The following is a 24,169-nucleotide window of genomic DNA, read 5'->3' as shown; positions in this document are numbered from 1 at the left end:
AATTCCGTTATAGAGAACAGATATGAACTTGTCGTAGTTTGTATACTATTCGGGTTAGTTTTGCGTGCCTACTATGAACAACAAACACTCAATTTTTACGCTCCAGTTCGGTTTACTGTGCCTTAGTGGATTTCTTTTCTTTGGTAGTTTCAACATGATAGTACCGGAGTTGCCATCTTACCTGGATAGCCTCGGAGGAGGAGAGTACAAAGGATTAATTATTGCTTTATTTACCGTTACTGCAGGCTTGTCACGCCCGTTTAGCGGAAAACTAGCAGATAAAGTCGGTCGAATCCCGGTAATGGTCGTAGGTGCCTTAGTAAGTGGTATAGCCGCATTGATTTATCCTTTTGTGACTGGTATTATCGGTTTTTTTGCACTTCGCTTTTTTCATGGCTTTTCTACGGGTTTCAAGCCCACCGGTACATCAGCTTATGTAGCAGATATCGTTCCCGCTGCGCGTAGGGGAGAGGCCATGGGTATCCTGGGATTTTTTAGCAGTCTGGGTATGGCGGCGGGTCCGGCCATCGGATCATTTATCGCAGCTAATATGTCGCTGCAGGTGATGTTTTATAGTTCTTCCGGATTTGCCATAATGTCTGTAATGATACTCCTGGGAATGAAAGAATCTTTGAAGAATCGAGAAAAACTATCGGCCAGTCATTTTTATGTAAAGCCAAATGAAGTTTTCGAACCTAATGTGATCTCACCTTCACTGATGATGATGTTGTCTGTCTTTTCATTTGGTGCTATTCTTACCACCATTCCTGATTTGAGCGATCAACTGGAGTTTAGTAATCGTGGTATATTTTTTACCGTTTTCACTATTGCTTCTCTTTTGGTGAGAATTGTAGCAGGCAAGGCTTCAGATAAGTATGGGAGAATACCGGTATTGAAAATAGGAAGTATGATATTATTCGCAGCCATGCTGCTTCTAGCAAATACAGATAATCAGACCATGTTCATCATCAGTGGAGCAGCTTTCGGGTTTGGGGTCGGTATTTGTTCTCCAACGATTTTTGCATGGACCATTGATTTGAGCAACGAAGCTCATCGTGGCAGAGGAATTGCTACTATGTACATTGCTTTGGAAATTGGAATAGGCATGGGAGCCTTTTTAGCCGGTTGGATTTACAATAATGATCTGAACAACATCTCTTTGGTTTATTATATTTCTGCTGCTACAGTTTTGTTTGGTTTGGTCTATTTATATTCGAAACCAGTGAAAAAACTGGCCTTGGCCAGCAAAGTAGAATAATACTATGCAAGACGAGAAAACAGCTAAGATTTTGAAATTTGTATTTGTAGGGATCGCTATAGCGGAACTGATTAGCCATGCATTTGGCTGGACGTTTTTAAACGAGTTCACCAAGCCTTTGCTTATGCCGGTGTTATTGGTTTACCTGCGCAAGGGCATGAAAGTGCCGGTCAACCTATCATTTATTTTAGCGGTTTTTGCGTTGGTGTTTTCCTGGTTTGGAGATGTAGCACTGATGTATGTCTACAAAAGCGATATTTATTTTCTCATCGGCTTAGGTGGCTTTGCGGTAGCACAGGCCCTCTATTTCTTTTCTTTTAAGCATGCGAAAGACCAGGAAGGTGACGATAATTTCTCTCCATTCCAGCATGTGCTGAACGTGCTTCCGTTTGCAGTATTTGCCATTGGCCTGCTATGGACCCTTTGGCCAACTCTAGGAGATCTGAAGTTGCCAGTCACTGTGTATGCTTCTTTGATCTCAATGATGGCGCTAGGTGCCGTTTATAGAAATGGAAGAACCAACACAGAAAGCTTCAATCAGGTCGTTTTCGGAGCCATTCTTTTTATCCTTTCCGATTCACTGATTGCTATCAATAAGTTTTATGCACCTATGGAAAATGCTTCCATCTGGATCATGGGCACCTATATCCTTGCCCAGTGGAATATCATCAATGGGTTGCAGAAGCATTATAATCAGTAGTTCATCTTTTGCCTTTTATTGTGTCAACGTCCAGATATGGTACGTACCTCTGAACTTACTTAATATCTATTAAAGTATCGGTTTTACATTTCAGATTCAAGTGACTCTGATAAGGCATGTACTATATCTCTTGATTTGCTTCGTTATTCTGAAATGTATTTTTTAGTAACTCAAAAAAGCTCTTTTGTTTTTTATGTGCAATCAAGAAATAATTCCTTTCCGGATATAACACGGATTGCCATATGAGTTTCAGTGTTCCATTCTTAAGAAATTCTTTGGCATTTTCCAGTAAGGTGACACAAATCCCTTCTGTTTTGGTCAGTTCTTGAAGCATGAAGTATTCATTAGGAATGGTATAGTTAGTAAACACTTTAGGCCTTCTTTTATTGAAGCAGTGCAGCCAGAATAATTTTATGAATGGGTTTGTAGACATATGCGAGAACCAGATTTGTTGCTCTAACCAATGCTGAGTTTTGCGTAAATCTTCATTCTTTATGTGTTGATCGAGTTCAGTTGTATCGACATCGGGATGTCCAACAATTACCAACGGAGAACTTAACATCTTGTGCGAAAGTGTATCAAAGGTCTCTACTTCTTGATGAATGATTGCAGCGTCAATTTCTTGTTGATTCACAAGATCAAATAGTTCCTCATTTCTTTCTTCAAATCGAATACTTAAGTGTTTGAAGCTGGTAAGTTTGTTGGTAAGGAAACTGTTATACAAATGTTCACTAATTCCCAGGACATATAGTTTCTCTTCTTTTTTGACCCTCTGACTGTACATTGATTCCACTTCTTCCAAGGTGTCCAGGGATTCAATGATAAGGTTGTTTAGGAATTTGGCGTTCTCTGTAGCTTCTACCCCCTTGGACTTTCTTAAGAACAGTTTATGACCAACATAGGCCTCAAGCATACTCATTTGATTACTTACGGCTGGTTGACTCATAAACAACTCTTCTGCTGCTTTAGAGTAATTGCCATGCTTATAGACGGCTTTAAAGGTTCGATACCATTCGAGACTGACCATAGATATCAATTTATTTATATCATGAGGTAAAATAAGCTATTTCATTTGATATCACCAATTCCCTAATGTTGTGTTGTGAATTTTAAAATATAGTCAAATGAAAAGAATAGCATTAGTAACAGGAGCTAATAAGGGGCTAGGCCTCGAAACTGCTCGACAACTCGCAAAAGAAGGTACAACCGTATTGATGTCTTCCAGAAACAAGGAAAGAGGCACCGAGGCTTTTCAAAAATTAAAAGAGGAAGGACTGGATGTTGAAATTGTCCAACTTGAGGTAACCAATGAAGCTGAAGTAGACGCCCTGGTTAAGCATATTGATAGCACCTATGGTAAACTGGATGTATTGGTCAACAACGCGGGTATTATGCATGGAGGAGAACCTACAGGAGTAAACACCGCGGAAATTGTGAAAGCCGAAGTACTTAAAGAAACGTTTGATGTGAACTTCTTTAGTTTGGTCAGTCTTACACAAAAAATGTTGCCTCTACTCAAGAAAAGCGACTCAGGAAGGATTATCAATGTTTCTAGCATTTTAGGATCGAACACAGTACAAAGTGATGAAACCTCGCCTTGGAGTGGTATTAAACCTTTCGCTTACAACGCCTCCAAGACTGCACTAAATTCATTTACCGTACATCTGGCGGCAGCTTTGAAGGATACAAACATCAAAGTGAATTCGGCACATCCAGGGTGGGTGAAGACAGAATTAGGAGGAAAGAATGCTCCATTAGAAGCACCGGAAGGTGCAAAGACTTCGGTGAATTTATCGTACGCCGACTTCACAGGAAAATTTGTCCACAATGGAGAAGAAATAGCCTGGTAGAATTTTCAACGCCTTTAGCTAACCAGCTTATGGCCTTATTTAAAATAAACTAATTAGTAGTACAAAATTTATAGTTATGAAAAAAGTAATATTTCTATTCGCAGTAACGACACTTATTAATTTTCAAGTGGCGTTTGCAGAAAATATCTTAGTGGTCATGTCTGATGTTTCAGAAATGAAATTGAAAAATGGATACGACTACAAGACGGGTTTTTATTTGAACGAACTGATGGAACCAATCAAGATTTTTATGGACGCTGGCCATACACTGACTTTTGCTACACCTACTGGTTTGGCACCAACATTGGATCCTGTATCAGATACCCCGGATCATTTTCTGGATACGAGCCAAGAAACATATAACGTACACAAGGCTTTGTTTAATCGGTTGATGCTAACCGATAGAGAGCATAGCCCGGTAATAAGTTTTGCTCGTGTTGATCAAATGGGTATTGAAAATTTTGATGCTGTATTTGTGCCTGGTGGTCACGCTCCTTTAGGCGACTTAGTGTCAAATGAGTTATTAAGCAAGTTCTTGAATCATTTTCATTCCGAATCTAAGCCAACTGGCTTAGTATGTCATGGTCCGGTCGCGTTGCTATCTTCTTTACCAAATAGCAAGGAGTTTGAGGCTGAGATGAAAGCAGGGAAAAAAGCTAAGCCAACCAAAGGTTGGATTTATGAAGGTTATAAGATGACTGTATTCAGTAATTCTGAAGAAACTATTGCTACTAAGTATTATCTGGGTGGTGACGAGTTGTTCTACTGGCCAGAAAATGCAATTACTTATGCAGGAGGTGATTATTCGAAGGATGGAACAGATTGGGCTCCACATATAGTTGTAGATCGAGAACTAGTGACCGGTCAGAATAATAAATCGTCTGCTGGGGTTGGAAAAGCTGTAATCAAGCTTCTAAATTATTAAAACAAGTAATTGAAAGGGGTAATTCCCTTTGGATAGTCAAACCAGAATCCAGCATTATAATCTCGAACCAGAGAGCTGGATTCTGGTTTAAACTTTCAATCTCTTGTACAATGAAAGCAAATGCAATAGTCATTTTAATGCTTTTAACTTTGCTGCATGTGAGGGCTCAGCAGGCTAATCAATTTCATTCATGGTGGATTTTTTGTCGACTCCTTAGCATTTATTGATGGCCCTTTGATGTTTTTTGAGCACTCCTTATGTTTTCCTTACTACACCGATGAACTGTTCCGAGAATAAGATTGCGATTCCTAGATATCAGGTGATTCAGGAAGATGGTTCCCTGACGAATGCATTGTAAACGATCTCTTCCAATTGGGAATTGATGTCTTGATTGTGTGGTGAAAGCAGTATTTGTCGCAATTGAATAACAATGAGGTCATTGACCGGATCAATCCAAAACACTGTGCTAAATGCGCCTCCCCAACTGTAAGTTCCGTCCGGTCTATTGGGATGTCCTTCGGCCACATCAAAGCCAAATCCAAATCTGGCAGGACCCCAAGGGTAAGAGATGGTGTCGATTTGATCCTGATGCATGGACTGGGCGGTGGCTGGCTTTAAAATTTGCGCTTCTCCAAGCCTCCCGTCATTTAGCATGGCTTGACAAAATAGAAAATAGTCACGGGCGGTGCCGGTCATTCCACTGCCTCCAGAATGATAAGTTTTAGCTCCTTCAGTTGGATAATTTGGGATGTAAAAGGGCTTGTAATCAGGCATATTCATGAACTCACCGTCTGCGTTTGCGACAAATGCCTGAGTTAAATTACTCGACAGTGAATCATGGAAATAAAAATCAAAGGTTTCCATCCCGAGTGGCCGGGTAATATTTTCGCGGATATAATCGTCGAGTTCCATACCAGAGGCCACCTCGACAACTCTTCCCAATACATCAGTATTTAAGCCGTACATCCATTTCGCACCTGGCTCATGTATAAGTGGAAGATTGCCTATTTTCCCCATGGTTTGTTCGGTGGTCCAGGGTTGATGCGTGCTCAGGTCCGGAATGTCGTTTTTAGCCAGGATTGCACCATTGATTTTGGGGTCCATAAACCCATAAGGAACACCGGCAGTATGAGTAAGTAATTGCCTTACGGTTGGTACTGTATGGGATGGTGCGCTCGTCCATGTGGTATCTGCTGGATTAAACTCGGTGAGAATACTAGTTTCATTGAAGGAGGGGATGTACTTTCCAACGGGATCATCCAAGCTCATTTTTTCATTTTCTATCAACTGCATGGCCGCTACGGAGACCAATGGTTTGGTCATGGATGCCATCCGAAACAAGTGCTCTTTGCGGTAAGCTTCGGTTCTGGAAGAGTCGGACCATCCTACTTCAGATTCGTAGATGATTTTACCATCCTTAGCAACCAAGGTTACCGCTCCCGGATACTTTTTACCATCCACGAACTCCAATACCATACTTTCGATATTGGCCAGGCTATCTGCATACATGCCCACTTCTGCGGGGCTGGCAAACTTATATTTTTCGGGTTTGGTGTTTTCTGGTTCGGAGGTGCAAGACATTGCGAACAGCGCCAGTATGATGTTGTAATGTAATTTCATGGGCAGTCTCAGGGTGAATAGTTTCCTAAGATAGCCAATTTTATGAACTGGTGACTTTTGTTTGTTGCTGTGTCGGGCGAGAGTTTAATCTAAGGGCAAGAAGAAGTACACTTGTCGAATAGATTAGAGAGAATTGAATACTTGAAGTAGTCCTGTGTCTGTAGCAGTTATGGAATTGAAAGTCAATCTGAAAGTTTTTCGTATGAGTGCTCTCTTGCAATTAGGTCATTGATGTGTTCTAAATGATATGCACTATGTACGTGCTAGTAATTATCTATTATTCTCTGATCATGGTGTAAAGAGATGGGTTGGGTTTTAGACCCTCCACAGGCGGAACCCCGAGTTCCTTACTCATTTTCTCAGAGGCATCTAGAAAGGCTTGAGGAGTCTCCCATATAGCCACGTTTACCAACTGGAATCTAGCGTCATCTTTTAAGGACTGATGTAGTTTTGTAGAAACATATCCTTGTTGAACTTTTAGAAAATCACGACAAGCTTCCCAATATTTTATTGATTCTTCTAGCTTCCCAGCTGGTACTTCAAAAGAATTTATGAGTGTAGTATGCTCTAGTTTTATCGCTTCCATGGTTGATTTATTTTCGGTTTTCAAGTCAGTACTGTTTTTATTATTACAAGCTGTTGCTAATATGAAAGAAAAGACCATAAGGTTATTTCTTGAAATCATTGAGATGTTTTTCATATGAAAAAATATTTAGAGTTTGATAAGATTTTCTCAGTATTACATTTTAGACTATCGATACCCCCTTTTAGAGGACTTGCATTTCATTTTAAGTAATTCGCTTAATGACGTTCGTTTTGTGTTTAATATTAAACCTGACTACTCCTGCAATGTGCATGGCAGCAAGGAACATCATAAGGACCGATAAAGTATTATGAATTTTTAAAGGTACTATTTCACTTCTTGGTCGAATGAGTTCAGGTAGCATGGGAGTAGCTGTTGTCGCTTTGATATATCCCCCGGAAAGCAGACTAGCTAAACCTGAGACCCCAATAATCAACAGTAAAACATAAAAAGAGCGCTGTACCGTTATGGCAATAAGGTCGTTAAATTTTGACCCGGTACTTAAATGTTCCGGACGCTTAGTAGTAAAAAACAAAACACTCCTGATAATGGTTAGAATAAAGATCAATACCCCTAAAATCCCATGTATTATGATTAGCCACAGCTTCTCTTCCGGGTCCAATCCAGACATGTATTTACCGAGTGGGAATAAGACTAAAATTAAGATAACTGAAATCCAATGAATAGCTATTACGGCTTGGCTATACTTTTGTGATAAATCATTTTTTCTCATCGCGTTATGGATTATCTATATGCTGTATTTGTTATAACATATATTGATTATAACAATAATTGTCATGACAAATATATGAATAAAAAAACTATCTCTCCAAATTGGCTATAATTCTTTTTGCTATATCATTATATAATTCCACTTCTTTTGAATCAATATTTTTGGTAGCCTTACGAAGTACTTCTTTTGCCAATGGCTCAATTAGATCTCGACCTTTTCGACCTTGATCTGTGATATAGATTTTCCAGATTCTGCGATCGCTTGGATTTGCTCTTCTTTCTACGAAGCCCTTATCTTCAAGCTTATCAATCATGCGGGTAATATTAGCAGTGTCCTTAAATGAAATTTTGGCTAATTCATTTTGTGTAAGTCCTTGATGCTCATTTAATCTATTTAAGATAGCCCACTGTTCTGGGGTTATATTGATTTTATTCTTTTTTATGGCCTCTAGTATTTCTCTTTTCAATAAAAGGCCTACGATATGGTTTAGATATCCTGCTGATTGGTCTAGAAAGGACTTCATAAGTTTGCCATTATTTTATTGTTTGAAAATTAACCAAAGGTAATTAATCAATAGGTAGCAATGCGAAATTCACAATAATTGATGAGTCTTTAGTAGGAACAGAGGAGCGCCTGCACCTTCGGCTTATGAGCAAAAAAAAGCCTCAACTTTCGCTGAGGCTTTCAAATTATTTTAATTGCTGTTCAACTTTTATCAAGTTGCACAGAACTCTTTCAATCTTTGGTTCTTAGATGGCTCTCTCAATTTCTGAAGTGCCTTCTCTCTGATCTGTCTTACACGCTCTCTGGTCAACCCCATGATATCACCGATTTCTTCAAGGGTGAATGGGTTATCAGATCCGATACCGAAGCTCATTCTTACTACTTCTCTTTCTCTAGCAGTCAAAGTAGATAGCGCTCTAATGGTTTCTACTTTCAATGAATCATTGAAAACCATCTGACCATCTGTAGGAACTGTTGTTTTGTTTTCCAGTACATCCAAAAGCGAACCTGACTCATCCTCACCAAAAGGAGCGTCCATAGACATTTGCTTCACTTCAGCACCCAGAGTGTTTCTTACTTCACTAGGTTTCATGTCCAGGATTTCAGCCAATTCCTCTTCGGTCGGCTCTCTCTCGTACTTTTGCTCCAGTTCAGCGTAAGCTCTTCTGATTTGGTTAATCGCACCAGACTTGTTCATCGGCAATCTTACAATACGAGACTGCTCGGCCAATGCCTGCATAATCGACTGACGAATCCACCAAACGGCATAAGAGATAAACTTAAATCCTTTGGTTTCATCAAATTTCTTTGCAGCCTTGATCAGACCGAGGTTACCTTCATTGATCAAATCATTCAAAGGCAAACTTCTGTTTTGATACTGCTTAGCTACAGATACCACGAATCTCAAATTCGCTTTTACTAATTTTTCAAGTGCTAGATCATCTCCCTGTTTGATTCTTTGTGCTAACTCAACCTCCTCGTCGGGAGTAATCATCGGCACACTACTAACTTCGGTAAAATACTTTTCAAGGGTATGACTTTCACGTCTGTTAGTAATTGATTGTGTGATCTTAAGCTGTCTCATATGATATATTTTTCCTTTTTATTAGGGTTCATTACCTACTGGATGTAACGAACCCGCAAATTTAATATTTTATACGGTTTTATTCTAATAAGAGATTAACAATTCTCATATAAAAATCATTCCTTATGCATAAACTTTAATACCTACCTATGGGCGCTGATTGGAGTGGTTGGTTCTCAAAGTACAAAACATTGATGAAATATCCTACAGAAATTGGATTTTATAAGGATTATACTTGCTATTAGCCTAAAAAAATGGTAATATAAGAATTCGTCTTTTTTCAACCAATAAACCAAATCAACTATGGTAATGAACTTTAAGGGAGCCCGTGTAGAGCAAGATCAAGGAGTCAAATATGAGACCATTGCAGACTACATGGCGAAGGATTTGATCACTTTTAGCCCCGATCAGGAAATTGCAGAAGCCATTGATATCATGCTAAAGAAAAAAATATCAGGTGGTCCCGTACTTAATGAAAAGCGCGAACTAGTAGGTATGCTGTCTGAAAAGGATTGTTTGAAAGTGTTAGTCCAGTCTTCTTATCATAATATTCCAAGCGGAAAAGGTAAAGTCGAGGACTACATGTCGAGTAATGTAAAGACATTGGAAATGGACATGGATGTGGTGGCCTGCGCCAACGAGTTTTTAACTACTTACTTTAGAAGATTCCCAGTGACGGAGAACGGTATTCTTAAAGGACAAATTAGTAGAAGAGATATCATGCGCGCTGCACAAAAAATCAAAGCTACTACCTGGTAATTATTTTAACCTTCCTGGATTATCAGATAGGAAGGCTTTCCAACTCTTTGCAGATGTCTGTGGCTTGCCACCCTGATAGTGGTGGCACAAGGCTACGGCCAAAGCATCAGATGCGTCCAACAGTTTAGGTATTTCTTTTAACTTCAAGATTGATTGCAGCATGGCCGCTACCTGCTCTTTTGAAGCGTTGCCATTTCCCGTGACTGATTGCTTAACTTTTTTTGGTGCGTATTCAGTAATCGGAATCTCCCTGGTCAAGGCGGCGGCCATGGCCACACCCTGTGCCCGACCCAGCTTAAGCATGGATTGTACATTTTTTCCATAAAAAGGAGCTTCTAAGGCTACTTCATCCGGTTCGAACTCCTCGATGATATGTGAAACCCTTTCAAAGATTTTTTTTAGCTTCAGTTCGTGCGAGCTGTATTTGCTAAGATGGATTACGCCTAGTTGCAAAACAGATAGTTTGCTTCCCTCAACCAAAATAACCCCATAACCCATTACCGTAGTACCGGGGTCTAATCCTAAAATGATTTTTTCTTTAGTTTTATTCATGGAGTTCGATAGCATTGCAAGATAGAAATATTACCTTTTAAGAAACGGCAAGAATATTCGTTATTTATTTAACTATGATAAAATCGCTTACCAAAAGAATTGATACCAAATGGATAAAAATAGCCTGGTTGGCCTGGACATGGGTTTTGCCTGTGATCATTTTGAGCGCTGTTTTATTCAAGCTGATCAGCACTCCCGGAAAGCTGCATCTGTTCATAGGAGTGGAAGGGGTAGATTGGATTTGGCTCTTGATCTGCATGGCGCTACTTCCAATGAATATAGGCCTGGAGGCTTATAAATGGAAAGCTATACTGAAACCCATCCAGGCAAAATCTATTTGGAACAGTGCGAAAATCATTCTATCTGGCCGAAGTCTTAATGTCATTAGCCCGTTTGGCATTGGCGATATATTCGCAAAGTATATGGGAACTACTCCTGCTCAAAGAAAACAAACAGTAGGTGGAGTGATAATCGATAGATTTTCACAACTGGTACCCACTCTGACCATGGGGGTCGTTTCGGTCATTTATTTGATTGATAAAGGCTTCTCTATTCCGCTGGAACCACTTTTACTCGCCGCTGGCATCGCTGGAGCCTTAGTCGCCTTAACTCTCGCTTTAGTTTGGATATATAGAGAGAAGATCAAAGGTTATGTCTTGTTGGTTGGCTCAGGAAGCCCACTTTCATTTTTTCATATTTTTGGATCGGCATTTCTACGCTACGGCGTTTTTACGCTTCAGTTTCTGTGTGTTTTTTGGTGGTTGGGTAGTGAGTTGCCAATGGCCGTGTTGATTTTAGGAATTGGCTGGATTTTTTTAATCAAAACTGTAGTTCCCAATATGTCCGTACTTGGAGATTTGGTAAAAAGGGAGTTGTCTGCGGCGCTTTTCTTTAGTTTCTTCACCGATGACCTGGGAGCTGTTATGTTAGCCAGTTTCGTGGTTTGGATAGTAAATATTGTTATGCCCGCGGTAGCCGGCTTAGGTTTCGTTTCCGAAATGAAAAAAACGTTTTGATCTACCTGTCAGCTGCGATCGTTACAGTATTGTATGCGCTGTTTATATTGCTGCTACTATGGAATTGGTATAAAATTCCAGCTGTTAATAAAGAATTACAAGCAAATGATTTTGCCTCAGTGCTTGTACCGGTCAGAAATGAATCTGAAAGTATTGAAAACCTAATTCTTTCTATCCAAAGAGGAAATATCAAATCAGACAACTTCGAGCTTATTGTGATCGACGATCATTCTACAGATGGTACGATTGCAGTTGTCGAATCTTTACAAAGTCATTATGATAATCTCCTGTTGACTATACTTCCTGATGGACAAGAAGGAAAAAAAGCTGCAATAACCCATGGTGTACAGATGGCCAAAGGTGATCTGATTGTGTGCACGGATGGTGACAGCGAGGTACACCGGGATTGGCTAAATGTGCATAGGAACGCATTTGAGAAAGGTGCTAAGCTTTCATTTGGCCCGGTAAGGTTGATAAACCTTGGTAAATCAAGGTTTATTGATCTGCTAAATCTGGAGTTGGCTGGATTGGTATCAATGGGTGGAGCTACGCTGGCAGCAGGTCAGCCTACAATGATTAACGGCTGTAATTATTCTTTTTCTAAGGAGGTATTTGAAGAGGTGGAAGGTTTTAGAGGTAATGAAAAAATAGCTACGGGCGATGATGAGTTTTTGTTAAGAAAGATATTTAAGAAATACCCTAAGAATATAGACTTCTTAAAAACCAAAAAGGCTTTGGTGAATAGCCGGCCACCACAGAATTTTTTGGACTTCTATAATCAAAGAAGACGCTGGGCCTCCAAATGGCGCTTTCATAAAGATGTGTTCTCACGACTGATCCCGCTTTTTATCTTTCTAAGTTATGCCCTTTGGGGTTGGGTTTTCATCCAGTCCGTGGTGGATGGGACATTTTATGGGATTATGATTTTAGGTTTCAAGTGTCTGATTGATTATTGTTACCTATCAATTGCGAGTCAATTACAAATGCGCAAGGTTTCCTTGCTGAATTTAGGACTCCTTCAAATTATTTATCCTTTTTATGTTGTATTCTTTGGGGTAGCTTCTAATTTTGGGAAATACAGCTGGAGAGAAAGAGCCTACAAAATCTGACCTCACCTTTAAACTATCTGGCATGAGCGATCTCGAATTTGACATATTGGACGAATTGTATTTTTTGATTCACTTCGATGATCTTAGAGAAGCGCTTGGATTATCAGATGATGATTTGAAACCCATTTTATCAAAAATGGTAAGAAAGAAATGGCTGCGGTGTTATACTGAACCGGACATCGAATTGGACGCCGAAAGCATTGATATAGAAATTAATTTTAGGAAGTATTACTACCTCGCATCGAAAGAGGGGCTCAAAGCACACACCAGCTGAATGGGACAAACAAAGACCATAGAATCAAATCTGAAGGAACTAGAATTGAACGCTCTTCTGGAAGTAACTGAGGCGATCAATAACAATTTGCCTGAGGAGTCCTTGTATAAAATCTATCATTTCACCTTGTTGGCTAATCTTAAGGTAAAAAAGTTAGCCCTTTTTGTGATAACAGAGGAAGAGTGGAACTGTAAAGTATTCTTCGGTGTAGACGAAGAGGTGATTAAGAGTATTCCGGTTGATCAATTCGAAGGAGAAGAAAAGACCAAAACTTTGGGTGATACAGAGTGTGAGGAGTTTGATCATGTGATTCCAGTTATGCATAAAAGCCAGCTGCTTGCCTTGGTCTTTGTAGGAGATATCGCTGAGATAGAAGGTGGTATATCAGGAAAACCAGCGACTACATTTTTGGAGGCACTGACCAATATTATTTTGGTTGCCATTGAAAACAAGAAGCTTGCTCGTCAGCAATTGGAACAAGAGGCATTTAAAAAGGAATTGGAAATTGCAAAGCAGGTACAAAACTATTTGTTCCCGAAAAACTTACCAGCCTCAGACAATTTCGAAGTGTCGGCCTTCTATCAACCCCATCACAATGTGGGTGGGGACTACTATGATTACATAAAAATTGATGATGATAAGTTCCTGCTCTGCATAGCAGATGTCTCAGGAAAGGGTGTTCCGGCGGCTTTGATGATGTCGAATTTCCAGGCATCATTAAGAACTTTGGTTCGCCAAACTGTTGATTTAGAGACTATTGTTTCGGAGTTGAATTATCAAATTAAATTCAGTGGAAACGGAGAGATCTTCATCACTTTTTTCGCTGCCGTTTATAATACTAAAACCAAACGATTCAAATATGTCAACTGCGGCCATAATCCTCCATTTTTTCGGGCCAATGGTGGAAAAATTGTAGATCTGAGATTGGGAACTACCGTTCTTGGTATGTTTGCCCCTCTGCCTTTTATTGATATAGGAATATTAAACGATATCCATCAGTTTGATTTGTTTTGTTATACTGATGGATTGAATGAGGCGATTAATAGAGCTGAGGAAGAGTTTGGTGAGGAGAAGATTCAGGCCACGGTTCATAAATTCGCGGATTCGACTCCTAAAAAATTGAATGAAGCCATGATGGATTCAGTTGACCGTTTCAGGGAAGAACAGGAGTATCGCGACGACGTCACCATTCTTTCAGCTAAGTATAAATCATAAATCTTGGGTTTCTATTTTCATAGAATACCGTCCTTTATCAAGACCTCATTTTCTAATCATATTTGGGACAGGCCCTGTTCGGAAAAGAAAATTTATCTCACTTTCGACGATGGACCCACACCTGAAGGTGCTGATTTTATCCTTGATGTTCTAACCGAAAGGAAGGCACTGGCTACTTTTTTCTGCCTTGGAGAACAAGTAAGCAAATATCCCGAACTTGTTAAAAAAATCGATGAGCAGGGCCACCTTTTGGCCAATCATGGCTATAGACATCTCGATGGATGGACAGTTTCGAAAAAAGTATATTTAGACAATAAGAACAAAGGTGACTTGGAATTGAGTCAGGTGATTGAAGGGGAGCAAAGGCTATTCAGAGCTCCCTATGGCCATTTTAGAAAAGGAGAAAGTACGGTTATGTGGTCATTGATGAGTGGTGATTTTGACAATAACTTGTCAAAAGAAAAATGCTTGTCTCTTCTGACCTCAATGACACGATCAGGAGATATAATAGTTTTCCATGACAATAAGATTTCATTTGAGAAAATGAAATGGGTGCTGCCTCGATATTTGGAATACTGCGTTCGCAAAGGGTTTCAATTCGACTTGATAACCAGGAACAAATGATGATCTTTTTTGCAACCTTTATAGTTCTGGCCTGGCTTCTATCGCTGCTTGCCCTCGTTTTAATTAGACCTAAAACAAAGAGTAAATCTTTACCGAAGGAACTTCCATTTGTATCCATTCTTATTTCATTGAGAAATGAGGAAAACAATGTCCGGCTGCTTTATGAAAACCTCGTTCAACTGAGTTACTCCCAGTCTAACTTTGAAATTATTCTTGGCGATGATGATTCCTCAGACCAAACGCTCGAATTGCTGGAAAAATATAAGCCAGGCAATGCCTCGGTATATGCCTTCTCAGAAAGCGAAACAAGCAACCTGAATAAACAGAAGGTATTGTCTTCCTTAAGTAAAATGGCCAGGGGAGAATATTTGATTTTCACTGACGCGGATATGAAATTTTCACCCGATTGGATTCAGGGAATGTTGGCCCAATGCAGTCATGACAATGGGTTGATGGTCGGGCTGACTCGGGTTTCTGGAGAAAGGTGGTTGGATCGCATGCAAAACGTAGATTGGTTATTCAATGAGCAGATCATAGCCTGGTTTGCAAACATTGGTGTTGCTTTAACCGCTTGGGGAAACAATATGCTTATTTCTAAACATACATATGATCTCGTAGGGGGGCACGAAGGACTCAATGGGACTATCGTAGAGGATGTTGACCTACTTCGACGAGTACAAGAAAACAAAGGCCGTTTAATTGTAAATCAAGACCCTACAGCAGTTGGCACCACCCAGCCGATACATAATATTCGAGATCTTTTGCATCAACGAAAGAGGTGGATGAAAGGCTTGGTGGGGATAAATCCGATTTTCTGGATGGCTGCATTTATCAAAGCTTTATTTTGGCCATGTATTATTTATTTGTGCATACTCAATCCACTCTGGTTGTTGGGTATTGGTGTCACACTTATTGCTAAATTGGTTATAATTAAACGGGCCTTTATCACAACAAAGAATAATCATTCAATAGCTGATCTTCTCACATTCGAAATCTATGATTTCTTTTTTTATTTGATCACATTTGCGCACTACCTGCTTCCGGTTAAAGTAGTCTGGAAGGGTAGGGATTATTAGCGGCCTTTTGATGACAATTTTATTATGCAATTAGTTGAGACCCATGCGCACATATATCTGGACCAATTCGAAAAAGATCTTGATGAGGTAATCGAAAGATCTAAAGAGCTAGGGGTAGAAAAAATTTTTATGCCTAATATCGATAGCGAGTCCATTGATGCCATGCTCGAACTCGAACACCGTTATCCGGGATATTGTATCCCAATGATGGGTTTGCATCCCTGTTCAGTCAATAAGAATTTTGAAAAAGAACTCTATGTTGTTGAAGATTGGCTCAATAAGAGAGACTTTGTCGCAGTTGGCGAGATGGGAACGGATTTGTATTGGGATAAGACATTTTTTGAACAGCAAAAGGAGGCTTTTAATATTCAATCCAAATGGGCAATTGACAAAAATCTGCCAATAGTCATTCATTGTAGAGAGTCAATAGATGAAACCATTGAACTTGTTTCTGATTTGAAATCAGAGAATTTCCGTGGTATTTTTCATTGTTTTTCAGGTACCTTGGAGCAAGCTAGTCAAATCGTTGAATTAGGTTTTTTGCTAGGTATTGGGGGAGTAGCCACTTTTAAAAATGGCGGGCTAGAGCCAGTGCTTGAAGCAATAGGCTTGGATCATTTGGTATTGGAGACAGATAGTCCTTATCTTGCGCCAGTTCCACATCGAGGCAAAAGAAATGAACCCGCTTACCTTGATCTGGTAGCCCAAAAAATTGCTTCAGTTAAGCAAATAACCAAAAATGAGGTAGCTCAGGCTACAAGTGAAAACGCACAGCGCATTTTCAATTAAACAACACGAATGGCCCAAACTAGTAAATTTAAAATAGTCAATATTGCCACGACTTCTGAAGAATCCAAGTCGTCTATACTCCTCATTTACACCGGGGGTACCTTCGGAATGGTTTATGATGATGAGGGTTCATTGGCTCCTTTCAACTTTAGCCTCGTACTGGAGAAAATACCTGAATTACATAAGTTAGATTTGAAACTGACGGTGATATCCTTTCCAGAACCAGTGGATTCATCCAATATCAATGTTGAACAATGGAAGGACATGGCTTCCATATTAAAGGACAACTATCACCAGTATGATGGGTTTGTGATACTACACGGCACCGATACGATGGCATATTCTGCTTCTGCTATTAGTTTTATGCTGAAGGGAGTAAATAAGCCAATCATCTTCACTGGTGCACAAATTCCGATTGGTGCAACACGGTCAGATGCACGTGAAAACTTGATTACGGCATTAGAAATTGCCTCAGAACGTCATGGTGATCAGGCCATGGTAACAGAGGTTTGTTTGTATTTCAATTATTACCTTTTGAAAGGTAATCGGGCGCAAAAAATAAGGAGTAGCAACTTTGCCGCATTCGAGTCAGAGAATTATCCCTATCTTGCTGAGTCTGGAGTCGAAATCGTATATAACGAGTCTTTTTTGAAGAAATATAAAGATGAAGAACTGAAGTACAGTTCTGATTTGGACCCAAACGTTGCCATACTTAAAATATTTCCAAACATATCTCCAGCAGTGGTGAAAGGAATGCTTAATATCGAGGGATTGAAAGGAGTGATTTTGGAATCCTATGGCTCTGGCAACACAATGAACTATGACTGGTTCAATAACCTTTTGGAGGAGGCTGTCAATAAAGGAATAGTCATTTTAAATGTCTCACAGTGTATCGGTGGTAGTGTGATTCAAGGTAGATATGAGACGAGTAAGAAATTGACTGAAATTGGAGTGATTAGCGGACTTGATATTACAACCGAAGCTGCGGTTGCCAAAATGATGCATTTATTGGGTAGTGAAAAGTCAATTGATCAAGTGAAAAAGAAACTTAGTGTTCCAATTAGGGGCGAAATGACCATTTAATTGACGATGTCCAAAATAATATAGAACAATTTGCAAATAGTGTATTTTTATAATTTATTTGTCGCTTGGAGAAAACTAAAAAAGTTATAGAGAGGTGGCCGAGTGGCTTAAGGTGCTCGCTTGGAAAGCGAGTGTGTCTCAAAAGGACACCGGGGGTTCGAATCCCTTCCTCTCTGCACTGAATTAGTATTTAGATTGAAAAGAATAACTTTTAAACCTTTATTAAAGATTTACTAAAAATTAGACTATGAAAAGATTAGTAATTTTATTGATGTTGACTGGTGTGTTTACTATGAGCCACCTGCAGACAATGGCACAAGATGAAGCGGCTACTGAAGAAGTAGCATCTGATTCTACCGAAATGGCTGCTGACGATAGCACAGCCGTAGAGGAGTATGCAGAAGAAGAGTACGTAGAAGAAGAGTACGTAGAAGAAGAAGTAGCTGCAGCTGACTACGAAGAAGTAGCGGTAGACGAGCCGAGTTTTCATCAAGTCGTAAAAGATCAGTTCATCCAGGGTGGATGGCAGTTCATGGGCATCGTTTTGTTGTGTCTAATTTTAGGATTGGCTGTTGCTATCGAAAGAATCATTACTTTGAATCTTGCAACAACTAACACTAAGAAATTGTTAGAGCAAGTAGAAGGCGCATTGAATTCAGGTGGTGTTGAGGCTGCAAAAGATGTTTGCAGAAACACGCAAGGACCAGTCGCTTCCATTTTTGTTCAAGGTTTGATGAGAATGTCAGAAGGAGTTGAGATGGTTGAAAAATCTATCATTGCTTATGGTTCTGTAGAAATGGGCAAATTGGAAAAAGGAATGGTTTGGATTTCACTATTCATTTCATTGGCTCCAATGCTTGGTTTCATGGGTACTGTAATTGGTATGATTGATGCATTTGATGCAATTGCTGAAGCTGGTGACGTATCTCCTGCCTTGGTTGCTGGTGGTATTAAAGTGGCACTTTTGACTACTGTTGGTGGTTTGATCGTTGCTGTAATACTTCAGTTGTTCTACAACTACCTTGTTTCTAAAATTGATTCACTAGTTAACTCTATGGAGGATGCTTCTATTTCTTTAGTAGATATCTTGGTTAAGCATTCTGCTAAATAAGATTTTCACTTAAAAAGAAAGAGATATGGATTCTATAGATATAGCATTATATGTATCATATACATTGACGATCCTGGCAGGATTAGCTGCGATTGTCTTTCCGATAATAAATTCAGTGAGTGATCCAAAATCTTTGACTAAAGCGGGAGCCGGTGTTGGCGCTTTAGTTGTGGTTTTTATTCTCTCATGGGCAATTTCTGGTTCTGAGGTTACGGCGTCTGCTTTGGAAAATGGCATGGACGAAGGCCTTTCGAAATTCGTAGGAGGCCTTTTAACAATGATGTATATTTTGATCATTGGAGCCTTAGGTGGTATAGTTTATACAGAAGTTTCAAAAGCAGTAAAATAAGATTATGGCGAAAGGTAAAAATAGACCTGCGGCCGAGGTTAACTCGGGTTCGATGGCAGATATTGCCTTTCTTTTGTTGATTTTCTTCTTGGTCACTACCACGATAGCAAACGACAAAGGAATAGCAATGCTTTTGCCTCCGAAGCCGGATCCTAACGAGCCGCCACCAGAGGTAAAAACTAATGACAGAAACATCTTTAAAATATTGGCCAACTCGAATGACCAACTTTTGGTTGAAGACGAACCAATGAGAGATGTAACTAAGCTAAGACCAATGATCAAGGATTTTGTTTTGAACTTTGGTAAACCTTCAGCAGACGGTAGGTTATTATATAATCAACTTCCAGCAACGCTTAGAAGTCATGTAAATAGTAAAGGTAGAAGTGCTAGCTCATCCGATGAACCAGGTAAGGCCATTGTGTCTTTCAAGGCTGATAGAGGAACAAGCTATGAATTGTACGTAAGAGTGTTAGATGAAGTAAACGCGGCTTACAATGAGGTTTATGGTGAGCGAGTGGGTATTACTGCTGAAGAGTTTTTGCAATTGGATAAGAAGGATCCTGAGCAAAAAGAAATGTATCTCAAAGCAAGAGCTGGTATTCCTAGAGCGATATCCATTGCAGAACCAAACAAAATAGGAGGTTGATATGGCAAAGTTTAAGAAAAGTTCAGGAACCTCTCAGGAAATCCCAACGGCTGCATTACCAGATATTATCTTCATGTTGTTGTTCTTCTTTATGGTGACAACAGTATTGAGAGAGACGACTATCATGGTTGAGCAGAAACTTCCTAAATCTACTCAATTGAGTAAGTTGGAAAGAAAATCGTTGGTGAGCTATGTGTACATTGGAAAACCTAAAAGAACAGCAGTTTATGGTGTTCAACCTAAAATTCAAGTCAATGATGTATTTATTGAAGTGAAAGATGTGGTTAGGTTTGTAAACCAAGAGAAGGATAAATTGAGTGAAGTAGAAAGAGATCAGATCACAATGTCTATGAAAGTAGATATTGATGCCAAAATGGGTATAGTAACTGATGTTCAGCAAGAGTTTAAAGAAGCTAATGCAAGAAAAGTACTTTACAGTTCTTCTAAAAGGGTTGATTAATTACTAATCTTTAATAATATATAAAGGTCTCGATTTTTCGAGGCCTTTTTTTATGACTATGCAGCAAAACAAAAAAGTTCAAAATGCCTGGTGTCTCTACGATTGGGCTAATTCAGCGTATTTATTAGTCATCACCTCAACACTTTTTCCAATATATTTTAATGGTGTTACCCGAGGAGCTTTCCAATCGGAAACCGTTCGTTTCTTTGGAATCGAAATAATCAATTCAGTCCTCTATTCATATGCAGTTGCCACAGCCTTCTTAATCGTGGCCTTTATATCACCATGGCTTTCGGGAATGGCAGATTATGGAGGAAAGAAGAAATTATTTCTAAGGCTCTTCACCTATTTGGGTTCAGCATCTACGGCAGGTCTCTTTTGGTTTCATGGGGAGAATGTGGAATATGGAATTATTTGTTCTGTTTTAGCTGGAGTCGGCTACTCGGGAAGTCTTGTCTTTTACAATTCATACTTACCCGAAATTACTACAGAGGACAACTATGATAAATTGAGCGCTAAAGGTTACGCCTACGGTTATGTGGGTAGTGTACTCCTCCTATTAGTTAGTTTTGTTCTCATTCAATATCATCAGACACTTGGACTTAATGCAGAAACAGCAGCAGTCCGTCTCTCTTTTGTTTTAGTGGGCCTGTGGTGGTTTGGATTTGCTCAGTACAGTTTTTATTACCTTCCGGATAATAAGGATCGACAGAAAAAAAATGAAAGTTTGTTTTTGAAAGGTGTACTGGAGTTAAAGACAGTGTTCCACTCTCTTAGAGAATTGAAAATGATGAAAGCCTATCTCTTCGCATTTTTCTTTTATAGTGCAGGAGTTCAAACTGTTATGCATCTGGCTGCCATTTTTGGAGAGAAGGAGCTGAGGTTGGAGGCTTCGAAACTGATTATTACAGTTACCATTATTCAGCTGGTTGCTATTGCGGGTGCCTATCTTTTCGCTGCAATCTCAAAGCATTACAACAATGGAATTTCAATTTTGTCGATGCTGATTATTTGGATTGGTGTTTGCGGATATGCCTATACACTTCAAACAGAGTTTCAATTTTATGGACTGGCTGTAGTGGTAGGATTGGTTATGGGCGGAATCCAATCTATGTCTAGATCTACGTTTTCCAAACTAATACCTCAAAATTCAATTGATAACACTTCCTACTTTAGTTTTTATGACGTTGTGGAAAAGCTTTCAATTGTAGCGGGTACTTTCTCCTTTGGACTTATTGAGCAACTCACAGGTTCAATGAGAAACAGTACTATCGCCTTGATGTTGTTTTTTATAGTGGGTGTTGGCCTATTGTTGTATTCAAGAATTCATAAAGTTAATCAAACCTCATATGCTTAACTGAATCACCTGAATTGTACAATTCCAGAAGTGCATCAATCCCTATTTGGATGTGTTTGTCTACAAAGTTGCCTGTTACCTTTTTGTCTGAGGCATCTGTTTTGACACCAGCTGGTGTCATTGGGTTGTCGGACACCAGAAGAAGCGCCCCTCTGGGGATTTCATTAATAAAACCTACGGTAAATATTGTAGCGGTTTCCATGTCAATACCCATGGCACGAATTTGTCTTAAATACTTTTTGAATTTTCTATCGTGCTCCCAAACGCGACGGTTTGTGGTATAGACTGTTCCGGTCCAATAGTCTAGTTCGTGCTTTTTGATCATAGAGGATACCGCTCGCTGCAACCTAAAAGAAGGGAGTGCTGGTATTTCGATTGGAAGATAATCATTCGATGTACCCTCACCGCGTATAGCAGCGATTGGCAAGATTAAATCTCCTAGTTGTGTTTTTTTCTTTAGTCCGCCGCATTTACCAAGAAAGAGAACTGCTTTGGGATTGATTGCAGATAATAGATCCATGACCGTTGCCGCCATGGCACTGCCCATACCGAAATTGATAATAGTAATGTTGTCGGCCGTAGCAGACTGCATGGGTTTGTCTTTCCCTTCAACTGTTACGCTGAACTTTTCGGCAAAAATTTCCACATAATTGGCAAAATTGGTTAGCAGGATATATTCAGCAAAATCTTCCAACTCAACACCAGTATATCTCGGCAGCCAGTTATCTACAATTTCCTTTTTAGTTTTCATATTTGGTTATGCTTTTGGGTTTTATACGTATGTACCTATCGGGTATGGCCAGCTTCTTCTCATTTCGTAAATGACAAGGTAGGTTTAAAAGTAACTGAATTGTTGTAATATTGAAAAATAAATATCTGAACAATAATGGAAGAATTGAATCTTCCCAAGTTTCGATTCAAGGTGCGGGAAACGCAAAAAGGAAGAGATATTTGGGATGAGTTTAGAAAGAAATACGTGGCCCTTACACCTGAGGAATGGGTACGCCAACATTTTGTTAAATTTTTAAATGAAAACCTGAAATACCCAAAGTCTTTACTCAAAATGGAATTCGAAGTCAGGTATAATAGATTGAAGAAACGGCCGGATATTGTAGCTTACAACAGTCTTGGCGAGCCCTTTTTGATAGTAGAGTGTAAGGCGCCCGGAATTAGAATTTCGAACGACACTTTTCAGCAAGTCGCTGTGTATAATCAAACGCTGAGAGCTCGTTATCTGGTAGTTACCAACGGGCTGGAGCATTTTTGTTGTGAACAGAATTTAAAAACCGGAACCTTCCAATTTCTTGAGAAGATTCCGGTCTATAAGGACTAGATGTATTGGTCTAGTGGTGTAAATGGAAGATCAAAAGCATCAGATACAGCCTTATACACTACATCTCCTTTAATAACGTTTAATCCTAGTCTCAATTCATTATTCTCCTTGCAAGCAGTTTTCCAGCCCTTATTTGCCAGTTGAATGGCATAAGGCAAAGTAGCATTTGTAAGAGCTAACGTGGAGGTGTATGGCACAGCACCAGGCATGTTCGCAACGCTGTAGTGAACAACATCGTCGATGATGTAGGTGGGCTCTTGGTGTGTAGTAGGCTTGGTAGTCTCAAAACATCCTCCTTGATCTACAGCCACATCAACCAATACAGTTCCTGGCCTCATGTCTTTGAGCATATCACGCGTGATAAGCTTTGGTGCCTTGGCTCCCGGTATAAGGACAGCTCCAATGATAAGGTCATGATCCTTGATCATCTCTCTGATATTGTATTCACTTGACATTAATGTCTTAACATTGGCAGGCATGACATCATCAAGGTATCTCAATCTAGGCAGACTCAAGTCGAGTATAGTAACATCAGCACCCATGCCAGCTGCCATTTTAGCTGCTTCAGTTCCTACAATACCACCGCCGAGGATCATTACTTTGGCGGGACGAACACCTGGAACTCCGCCTAATAATATACCACGACCCTTTAATGGCTTTTCAAGATATTTAGCGCCCTGTTGAATGGACATTCTTCCCGCGACCTCTGACATTGGAACGAGTAAGGGGAGTGACCTATCAGCCTTTTCAACAGTTTCATAAGCCAGACATACCGCTTTGCTTTCTATCATGGCCTTAGTGAGTGGCTCGTGTGACGCAAAATGGAAATAAGTGAATACCAATTGATCTTCTTTAATCAACTTGTACTCAGCCTCAATTGGTTCCTTTACTTTAACGATCATTTCGGCTTTGCCGTAAACGTCTTCAATGGTGGGTAAGAGCTCGGCTCCTACACTTTTGTATTCATCATCGGCAAACCCGCTTCCCTCGCCGGCTGTTGCTTGTACGAATACTTGATGTCCGTGTCTTTTTAATTCTTTTACTCCTGAAGGTGTAAGAGCTACACGGTTTTCGTTGTTTTTGATTTCTTTGGGTACCCCGATAATCATGGCATAAATTGTTTAACTACAATAAAATATACAACAATAATTGTTACTAA

28 protein-coding genes and 1 tRNA gene are annotated in these 24,169 nt (G+C 39.7%); 20 read left to right on the top strand and 9 right to left on the bottom strand.

Translation table 11 applies throughout. The features are described 5' to 3' along the window. The first annotated feature begins 73 nt into the window (after window positions 1-73). Window positions 74-1,258, top strand: a complete 1,185-nt coding sequence (locus ABJD64_RS11920) for an MFS transporter (protein WP_348179021.1) — start codon at window positions 74-76, stop codon at window positions 1,256-1,258. Between the two features lie 4 nt (window positions 1,259-1,262). Further along, the gene (locus ABJD64_RS11915) at window positions 1,263-1,958 is read left to right on the top strand and encodes a lysoplasmalogenase (protein WP_348179019.1); all 696 of its coding nucleotides are present in this window, start codon (window positions 1,263-1,265) and stop codon (window positions 1,956-1,958) included. A 121-nt stretch (window positions 1,959-2,079) separates the two neighbouring features. On the opposite strand, the gene ABJD64_RS11910 is transcribed toward ABJD64_RS11915, so the two are convergent. Beyond that, a complete protein-coding gene (locus ABJD64_RS11910) occupies window positions 2,080-2,985 on the bottom strand; it encodes a LysR family transcriptional regulator (protein ID WP_348179017.1) in 906 nt (301 codons plus the stop codon). A gap of 97 nt (window positions 2,986-3,082) precedes the next feature. On the opposite strand from ABJD64_RS11910, the gene ABJD64_RS11905 reads away from it, so the two are divergent. Together ABJD64_RS11905 and ABJD64_RS11900 are read left to right on the top strand one after the other, a co-directional pair. Next, a complete protein-coding gene (locus ABJD64_RS11905; protein WP_348179015.1) occupies window positions 3,083-3,808 on the top strand; it encodes an SDR family oxidoreductase in 726 nt (241 codons plus the stop codon). Window positions 3,809-3,884: 76 nt separating this feature from the next. Beyond that, window positions 3,885-4,733, top strand: coding sequence for a type 1 glutamine amidotransferase domain-containing protein (locus tag ABJD64_RS11900; RefSeq protein WP_348179013.1), 849 nt, complete (start codon window positions 3,885-3,887; stop codon window positions 4,731-4,733). A 324-nt stretch (window positions 4,734-5,057) separates the two neighbouring features. On the opposite strand, the gene ABJD64_RS11895 is transcribed toward ABJD64_RS11900, so the two are convergent. From ABJD64_RS11895 to ABJD64_RS11875, 5 genes are all read right to left on the bottom strand, one after another. Beyond that, window positions 5,058-6,353, bottom strand: a complete 1,296-nt coding sequence (locus ABJD64_RS11895; RefSeq protein WP_348179011.1) for a serine hydrolase domain-containing protein — start codon at window positions 6,351-6,353, stop codon at window positions 5,058-5,060. A 277-nt stretch (window positions 6,354-6,630) separates the two neighbouring features. Continuing rightward, window positions 6,631-7,053 carry an antibiotic biosynthesis monooxygenase family protein gene (locus ABJD64_RS11890; protein ID WP_348179009.1) on the bottom strand — a complete coding sequence of 141 codons (423 nt, stop codon included), beginning with the start codon at window positions 7,051-7,053 and terminating at the stop codon, window positions 6,631-6,633. Window positions 7,054-7,141: 88 nt separating this feature from the next. Further along, window positions 7,142-7,669 (bottom strand): cytochrome b/b6 domain-containing protein, encoded by a 528-nt coding sequence (locus ABJD64_RS11885; protein ID WP_348179007.1) that lies wholly within the window; start codon window positions 7,667-7,669, stop codon window positions 7,142-7,144. Between the two features lie 88 nt (window positions 7,670-7,757). Next, window positions 7,758-8,192 (bottom strand): MarR family transcriptional regulator, encoded by a 435-nt coding sequence (locus ABJD64_RS11880; RefSeq protein ID WP_348179005.1) that lies wholly within the window; start codon window positions 8,190-8,192, stop codon window positions 7,758-7,760. 192 nt (window positions 8,193-8,384) lie between these two features. Further along, window positions 8,385-9,257 carry an RNA polymerase sigma factor RpoD/SigA gene (locus tag ABJD64_RS11875; RefSeq protein ID WP_348179003.1) on the bottom strand — a complete coding sequence of 291 codons (873 nt, stop codon included), beginning with the start codon at window positions 9,255-9,257 and terminating at the stop codon, window positions 8,385-8,387. 309 nt (window positions 9,258-9,566) lie between these two features. On the opposite strand from ABJD64_RS11875, the gene ABJD64_RS11870 reads away from it, so the two are divergent. Continuing rightward, on the top strand, window positions 9,567-10,016 hold the full coding sequence (locus ABJD64_RS11870; protein ID WP_348179001.1) for a CBS domain-containing protein: 450 nt from the start codon (window positions 9,567-9,569) through the stop codon (window positions 10,014-10,016). On the opposite strand, the gene ruvC is transcribed toward ABJD64_RS11870, so the two are convergent. Next, entirely contained in the window at window positions 10,017-10,568 is a 552-nt protein-coding gene (gene ruvC / locus ABJD64_RS11865) for a crossover junction endodeoxyribonuclease RuvC (protein WP_348178999.1), read from the bottom strand. 74 nt (window positions 10,569-10,642) lie between these two features. Between ruvC and ABJD64_RS11860 the strand changes: the two genes are divergently transcribed. The 14 genes from ABJD64_RS11860 (at window position 10,643) to ABJD64_RS11795 (ending at window position 21,677) form a co-directional block, all read left to right on the top strand. Further along, window positions 10,643-11,584 carry a lysylphosphatidylglycerol synthase domain-containing protein gene (locus ABJD64_RS11860; RefSeq protein ID WP_348178997.1) on the top strand — a complete coding sequence of 314 codons (942 nt, stop codon included), beginning with the start codon at window positions 10,643-10,645 and terminating at the stop codon, window positions 11,582-11,584. Beyond that, window positions 11,581-12,693, top strand: coding sequence for a glycosyltransferase (locus tag ABJD64_RS11855; RefSeq protein WP_348178995.1), 1,113 nt, complete (start codon window positions 11,581-11,583; stop codon window positions 12,691-12,693). The genes ABJD64_RS11860 and ABJD64_RS11855 overlap by 4 nt, the downstream gene beginning before the upstream one ends. Before the next feature lie 22 nt (window positions 12,694-12,715). After that, the gene (locus ABJD64_RS11850) at window positions 12,716-12,967 is read left to right on the top strand and encodes a hypothetical protein (RefSeq protein ID WP_348178993.1); all 252 of its coding nucleotides are present in this window, start codon (window positions 12,716-12,718) and stop codon (window positions 12,965-12,967) included. Next, window positions 12,968-14,182, top strand: a complete 1,215-nt coding sequence (locus tag ABJD64_RS11845) for a PP2C family protein-serine/threonine phosphatase (protein WP_348178991.1) — start codon at window positions 12,968-12,970, stop codon at window positions 14,180-14,182. It abuts the gene before it with no gap. 3 nt (window positions 14,183-14,185) lie between these two features. Then, window positions 14,186-14,806: a polysaccharide deacetylase family protein gene (locus ABJD64_RS11840; RefSeq protein ID WP_348178989.1), complete on the top strand. Its 621-nt coding sequence runs from the start codon at window positions 14,186-14,188 to the stop codon at window positions 14,804-14,806. Then, window positions 14,803-15,882: a glycosyltransferase gene (locus ABJD64_RS11835; protein WP_348178987.1), complete on the top strand. Its 1,080-nt coding sequence runs from the start codon at window positions 14,803-14,805 to the stop codon at window positions 15,880-15,882. Before ABJD64_RS11840 ends, ABJD64_RS11835 begins: the two co-directional genes overlap by 4 nt. A gap of 24 nt (window positions 15,883-15,906) precedes the next feature. After that, window positions 15,907-16,671 (top strand): TatD family hydrolase, encoded by a 765-nt coding sequence (locus tag ABJD64_RS11830; protein ID WP_348178985.1) that lies wholly within the window; start codon window positions 15,907-15,909, stop codon window positions 16,669-16,671. 9 nt (window positions 16,672-16,680) lie between these two features. Beyond that, window positions 16,681-17,754, top strand: a complete 1,074-nt coding sequence (locus ABJD64_RS11825; RefSeq protein ID WP_348178983.1) for an asparaginase — start codon at window positions 16,681-16,683, stop codon at window positions 17,752-17,754. Between the two features lie 88 nt (window positions 17,755-17,842). Beyond that, a tRNA-Ser gene (locus ABJD64_RS11820) sits at window positions 17,843-17,930 on the top strand. A gap of 71 nt (window positions 17,931-18,001) precedes the next feature. Further along, the gene (locus ABJD64_RS11815; RefSeq protein WP_348178981.1) at window positions 18,002-18,865 is read left to right on the top strand and encodes a MotA/TolQ/ExbB proton channel family protein; all 864 of its coding nucleotides are present in this window, start codon (window positions 18,002-18,004) and stop codon (window positions 18,863-18,865) included. A gap of 25 nt (window positions 18,866-18,890) precedes the next feature. Continuing rightward, window positions 18,891-19,214, top strand: coding sequence for a hypothetical protein (locus tag ABJD64_RS11810; protein ID WP_348178979.1), 324 nt, complete (start codon window positions 18,891-18,893; stop codon window positions 19,212-19,214). A 4-nt stretch (window positions 19,215-19,218) separates the two neighbouring features. Further along, window positions 19,219-19,860, top strand: a complete 642-nt coding sequence (locus tag ABJD64_RS11805; protein ID WP_348178977.1) for a biopolymer transporter ExbD — start codon at window positions 19,219-19,221, stop codon at window positions 19,858-19,860. 1 nt (window position 19,861) lies between these two features. Further along, the gene (locus tag ABJD64_RS11800; protein WP_318171456.1) at window positions 19,862-20,320 is read left to right on the top strand and encodes a biopolymer transporter ExbD; all 459 of its coding nucleotides are present in this window, start codon (window positions 19,862-19,864) and stop codon (window positions 20,318-20,320) included. Between the two features lie 58 nt (window positions 20,321-20,378). Then, the gene (locus ABJD64_RS11795) at window positions 20,379-21,677 is read left to right on the top strand and encodes an MFS transporter (protein ID WP_348178974.1); all 1,299 of its coding nucleotides are present in this window, start codon (window positions 20,379-20,381) and stop codon (window positions 21,675-21,677) included. Here the strand turns inward: ABJD64_RS11795 and ABJD64_RS11790 are convergent. Further along, the gene (locus ABJD64_RS11790; protein WP_348178972.1) at window positions 21,655-22,428 is read right to left on the bottom strand and encodes an AMP nucleosidase; all 774 of its coding nucleotides are present in this window, start codon (window positions 22,426-22,428) and stop codon (window positions 21,655-21,657) included. The two genes, ABJD64_RS11795 and ABJD64_RS11790, sit on opposite strands and share 23 nt — an antisense overlap. Window positions 22,429-22,563: 135 nt before the next feature. Here ABJD64_RS11790 and ABJD64_RS11785 point away from each other — a divergent pair, with 135 nt between their 5' ends. Further along, complete coding sequence (locus tag ABJD64_RS11785; RefSeq protein WP_348178970.1) at window positions 22,564-23,010, top strand: type I restriction enzyme HsdR N-terminal domain-containing protein; 447 nt, start codon at window positions 22,564-22,566, stop codon at window positions 23,008-23,010. On the opposite strand, the gene ald is transcribed toward ABJD64_RS11785, so the two are convergent. Then, window positions 23,007-24,119 carry an alanine dehydrogenase gene (ald, locus tag ABJD64_RS11780; protein ID WP_348178968.1) on the bottom strand — a complete coding sequence of 371 codons (1,113 nt, stop codon included), beginning with the start codon at window positions 24,117-24,119 and terminating at the stop codon, window positions 23,007-23,009. The two genes, ABJD64_RS11785 and ald, sit on opposite strands and share 4 nt — an antisense overlap. Between the last annotated feature and the right edge of the window lie 50 nt (window positions 24,120-24,169).

The organism is Reichenbachiella sp. (assembly GCF_039944555.1).
Classification (GTDB): domain Bacteria; phylum Bacteroidota; class Bacteroidia; order Cytophagales; family Cyclobacteriaceae; genus Reichenbachiella.
The sequence above is the reverse complement of the archived record's forward strand: the minus strand, read 5'-3'. Positions and strand labels throughout refer to the sequence as shown.

Coding starts and splice junctions, on each gene's coding strand:
- ABJD64_RS11920 (WP_348179021.1), top strand. CDS start 74: ATGAACAACAAACACTCAATTTTTACGCTCCAGTTCGGTTTACTGTGC.
- ABJD64_RS11915 (WP_348179019.1), top strand. CDS start 1,263: ATGCAAGACGAGAAAACAGCTAAGATTTTGAAATTTGTATTTGTAGGG.
- ABJD64_RS11910 (WP_348179017.1), bottom strand. CDS start 2,985: ATGGTCAGTCTCGAATGGTATCGAACCTTTAAAGCCGTCTATAAGCAT.
- ABJD64_RS11905 (WP_348179015.1), top strand. CDS start 3,083: ATGAAAAGAATAGCATTAGTAACAGGAGCTAATAAGGGGCTAGGCCTC.
- ABJD64_RS11900 (WP_348179013.1), top strand. CDS start 3,885: ATGAAAAAAGTAATATTTCTATTCGCAGTAACGACACTTATTAATTTT.
- ABJD64_RS11895 (WP_348179011.1), bottom strand. CDS start 6,353: ATGAAATTACATTACAACATCATACTGGCGCTGTTCGCAATGTCTTGC.
- ABJD64_RS11890 (WP_348179009.1), bottom strand. CDS start 7,053: ATGAAAAACATCTCAATGATTTCAAGAAATAACCTTATGGTCTTTTCT.
- ABJD64_RS11885 (WP_348179007.1), bottom strand. CDS start 7,669: ATGAGAAAAAATGATTTATCACAAAAGTATAGCCAAGCCGTAATAGCT.
- ABJD64_RS11880 (WP_348179005.1), bottom strand. CDS start 8,192: ATGAAGTCCTTTCTAGACCAATCAGCAGGATATCTAAACCATATCGTA.
- ABJD64_RS11875 (WP_348179003.1), bottom strand. CDS start 9,257: ATGAGACAGCTTAAGATCACACAATCAATTACTAACAGACGTGAAAGT.
- ABJD64_RS11870 (WP_348179001.1), top strand. CDS start 9,567: ATGAACTTTAAGGGAGCCCGTGTAGAGCAAGATCAAGGAGTCAAATAT.
- ruvC (WP_348178999.1), bottom strand. CDS start 10,568: ATGAATAAAACTAAAGAAAAAATCATTTTAGGATTAGACCCCGGTACT.
- ABJD64_RS11860 (WP_348178997.1), top strand. CDS start 10,643: ATGATAAAATCGCTTACCAAAAGAATTGATACCAAATGGATAAAAATA.
- ABJD64_RS11850 (WP_348178993.1), top strand. CDS start 12,716: ATGAGCGATCTCGAATTTGACATATTGGACGAATTGTATTTTTTGATT.
- ABJD64_RS11845 (WP_348178991.1), top strand. CDS start 12,968: ATGGGACAAACAAAGACCATAGAATCAAATCTGAAGGAACTAGAATTG.
- ABJD64_RS11835 (WP_348178987.1), top strand. CDS start 14,803: ATGATGATCTTTTTTGCAACCTTTATAGTTCTGGCCTGGCTTCTATCG.
- ABJD64_RS11830 (WP_348178985.1), top strand. CDS start 15,907: ATGCAATTAGTTGAGACCCATGCGCACATATATCTGGACCAATTCGAA.
- ABJD64_RS11825 (WP_348178983.1), top strand. CDS start 16,681: ATGGCCCAAACTAGTAAATTTAAAATAGTCAATATTGCCACGACTTCT.
- ABJD64_RS11815 (WP_348178981.1), top strand. CDS start 18,002: ATGAAAAGATTAGTAATTTTATTGATGTTGACTGGTGTGTTTACTATG.
- ABJD64_RS11810 (WP_348178979.1), top strand. CDS start 18,891: ATGGATTCTATAGATATAGCATTATATGTATCATATACATTGACGATC.
- ABJD64_RS11805 (WP_348178977.1), top strand. CDS start 19,219: ATGGCGAAAGGTAAAAATAGACCTGCGGCCGAGGTTAACTCGGGTTCG.
- ABJD64_RS11800 (WP_318171456.1), top strand. CDS start 19,862: ATGGCAAAGTTTAAGAAAAGTTCAGGAACCTCTCAGGAAATCCCAACG.
- ABJD64_RS11795 (WP_348178974.1), top strand. CDS start 20,379: ATGCAGCAAAACAAAAAAGTTCAAAATGCCTGGTGTCTCTACGATTGG.
- ABJD64_RS11790 (WP_348178972.1), bottom strand. CDS start 22,428: ATGAAAACTAAAAAGGAAATTGTAGATAACTGGCTGCCGAGATATACT.
- ABJD64_RS11785 (WP_348178970.1), top strand. CDS start 22,564: ATGGAAGAATTGAATCTTCCCAAGTTTCGATTCAAGGTGCGGGAAACG.
- ald (WP_348178968.1), bottom strand. CDS start 24,119: ATGATTATCGGGGTACCCAAAGAAATCAAAAACAACGAAAACCGTGTA.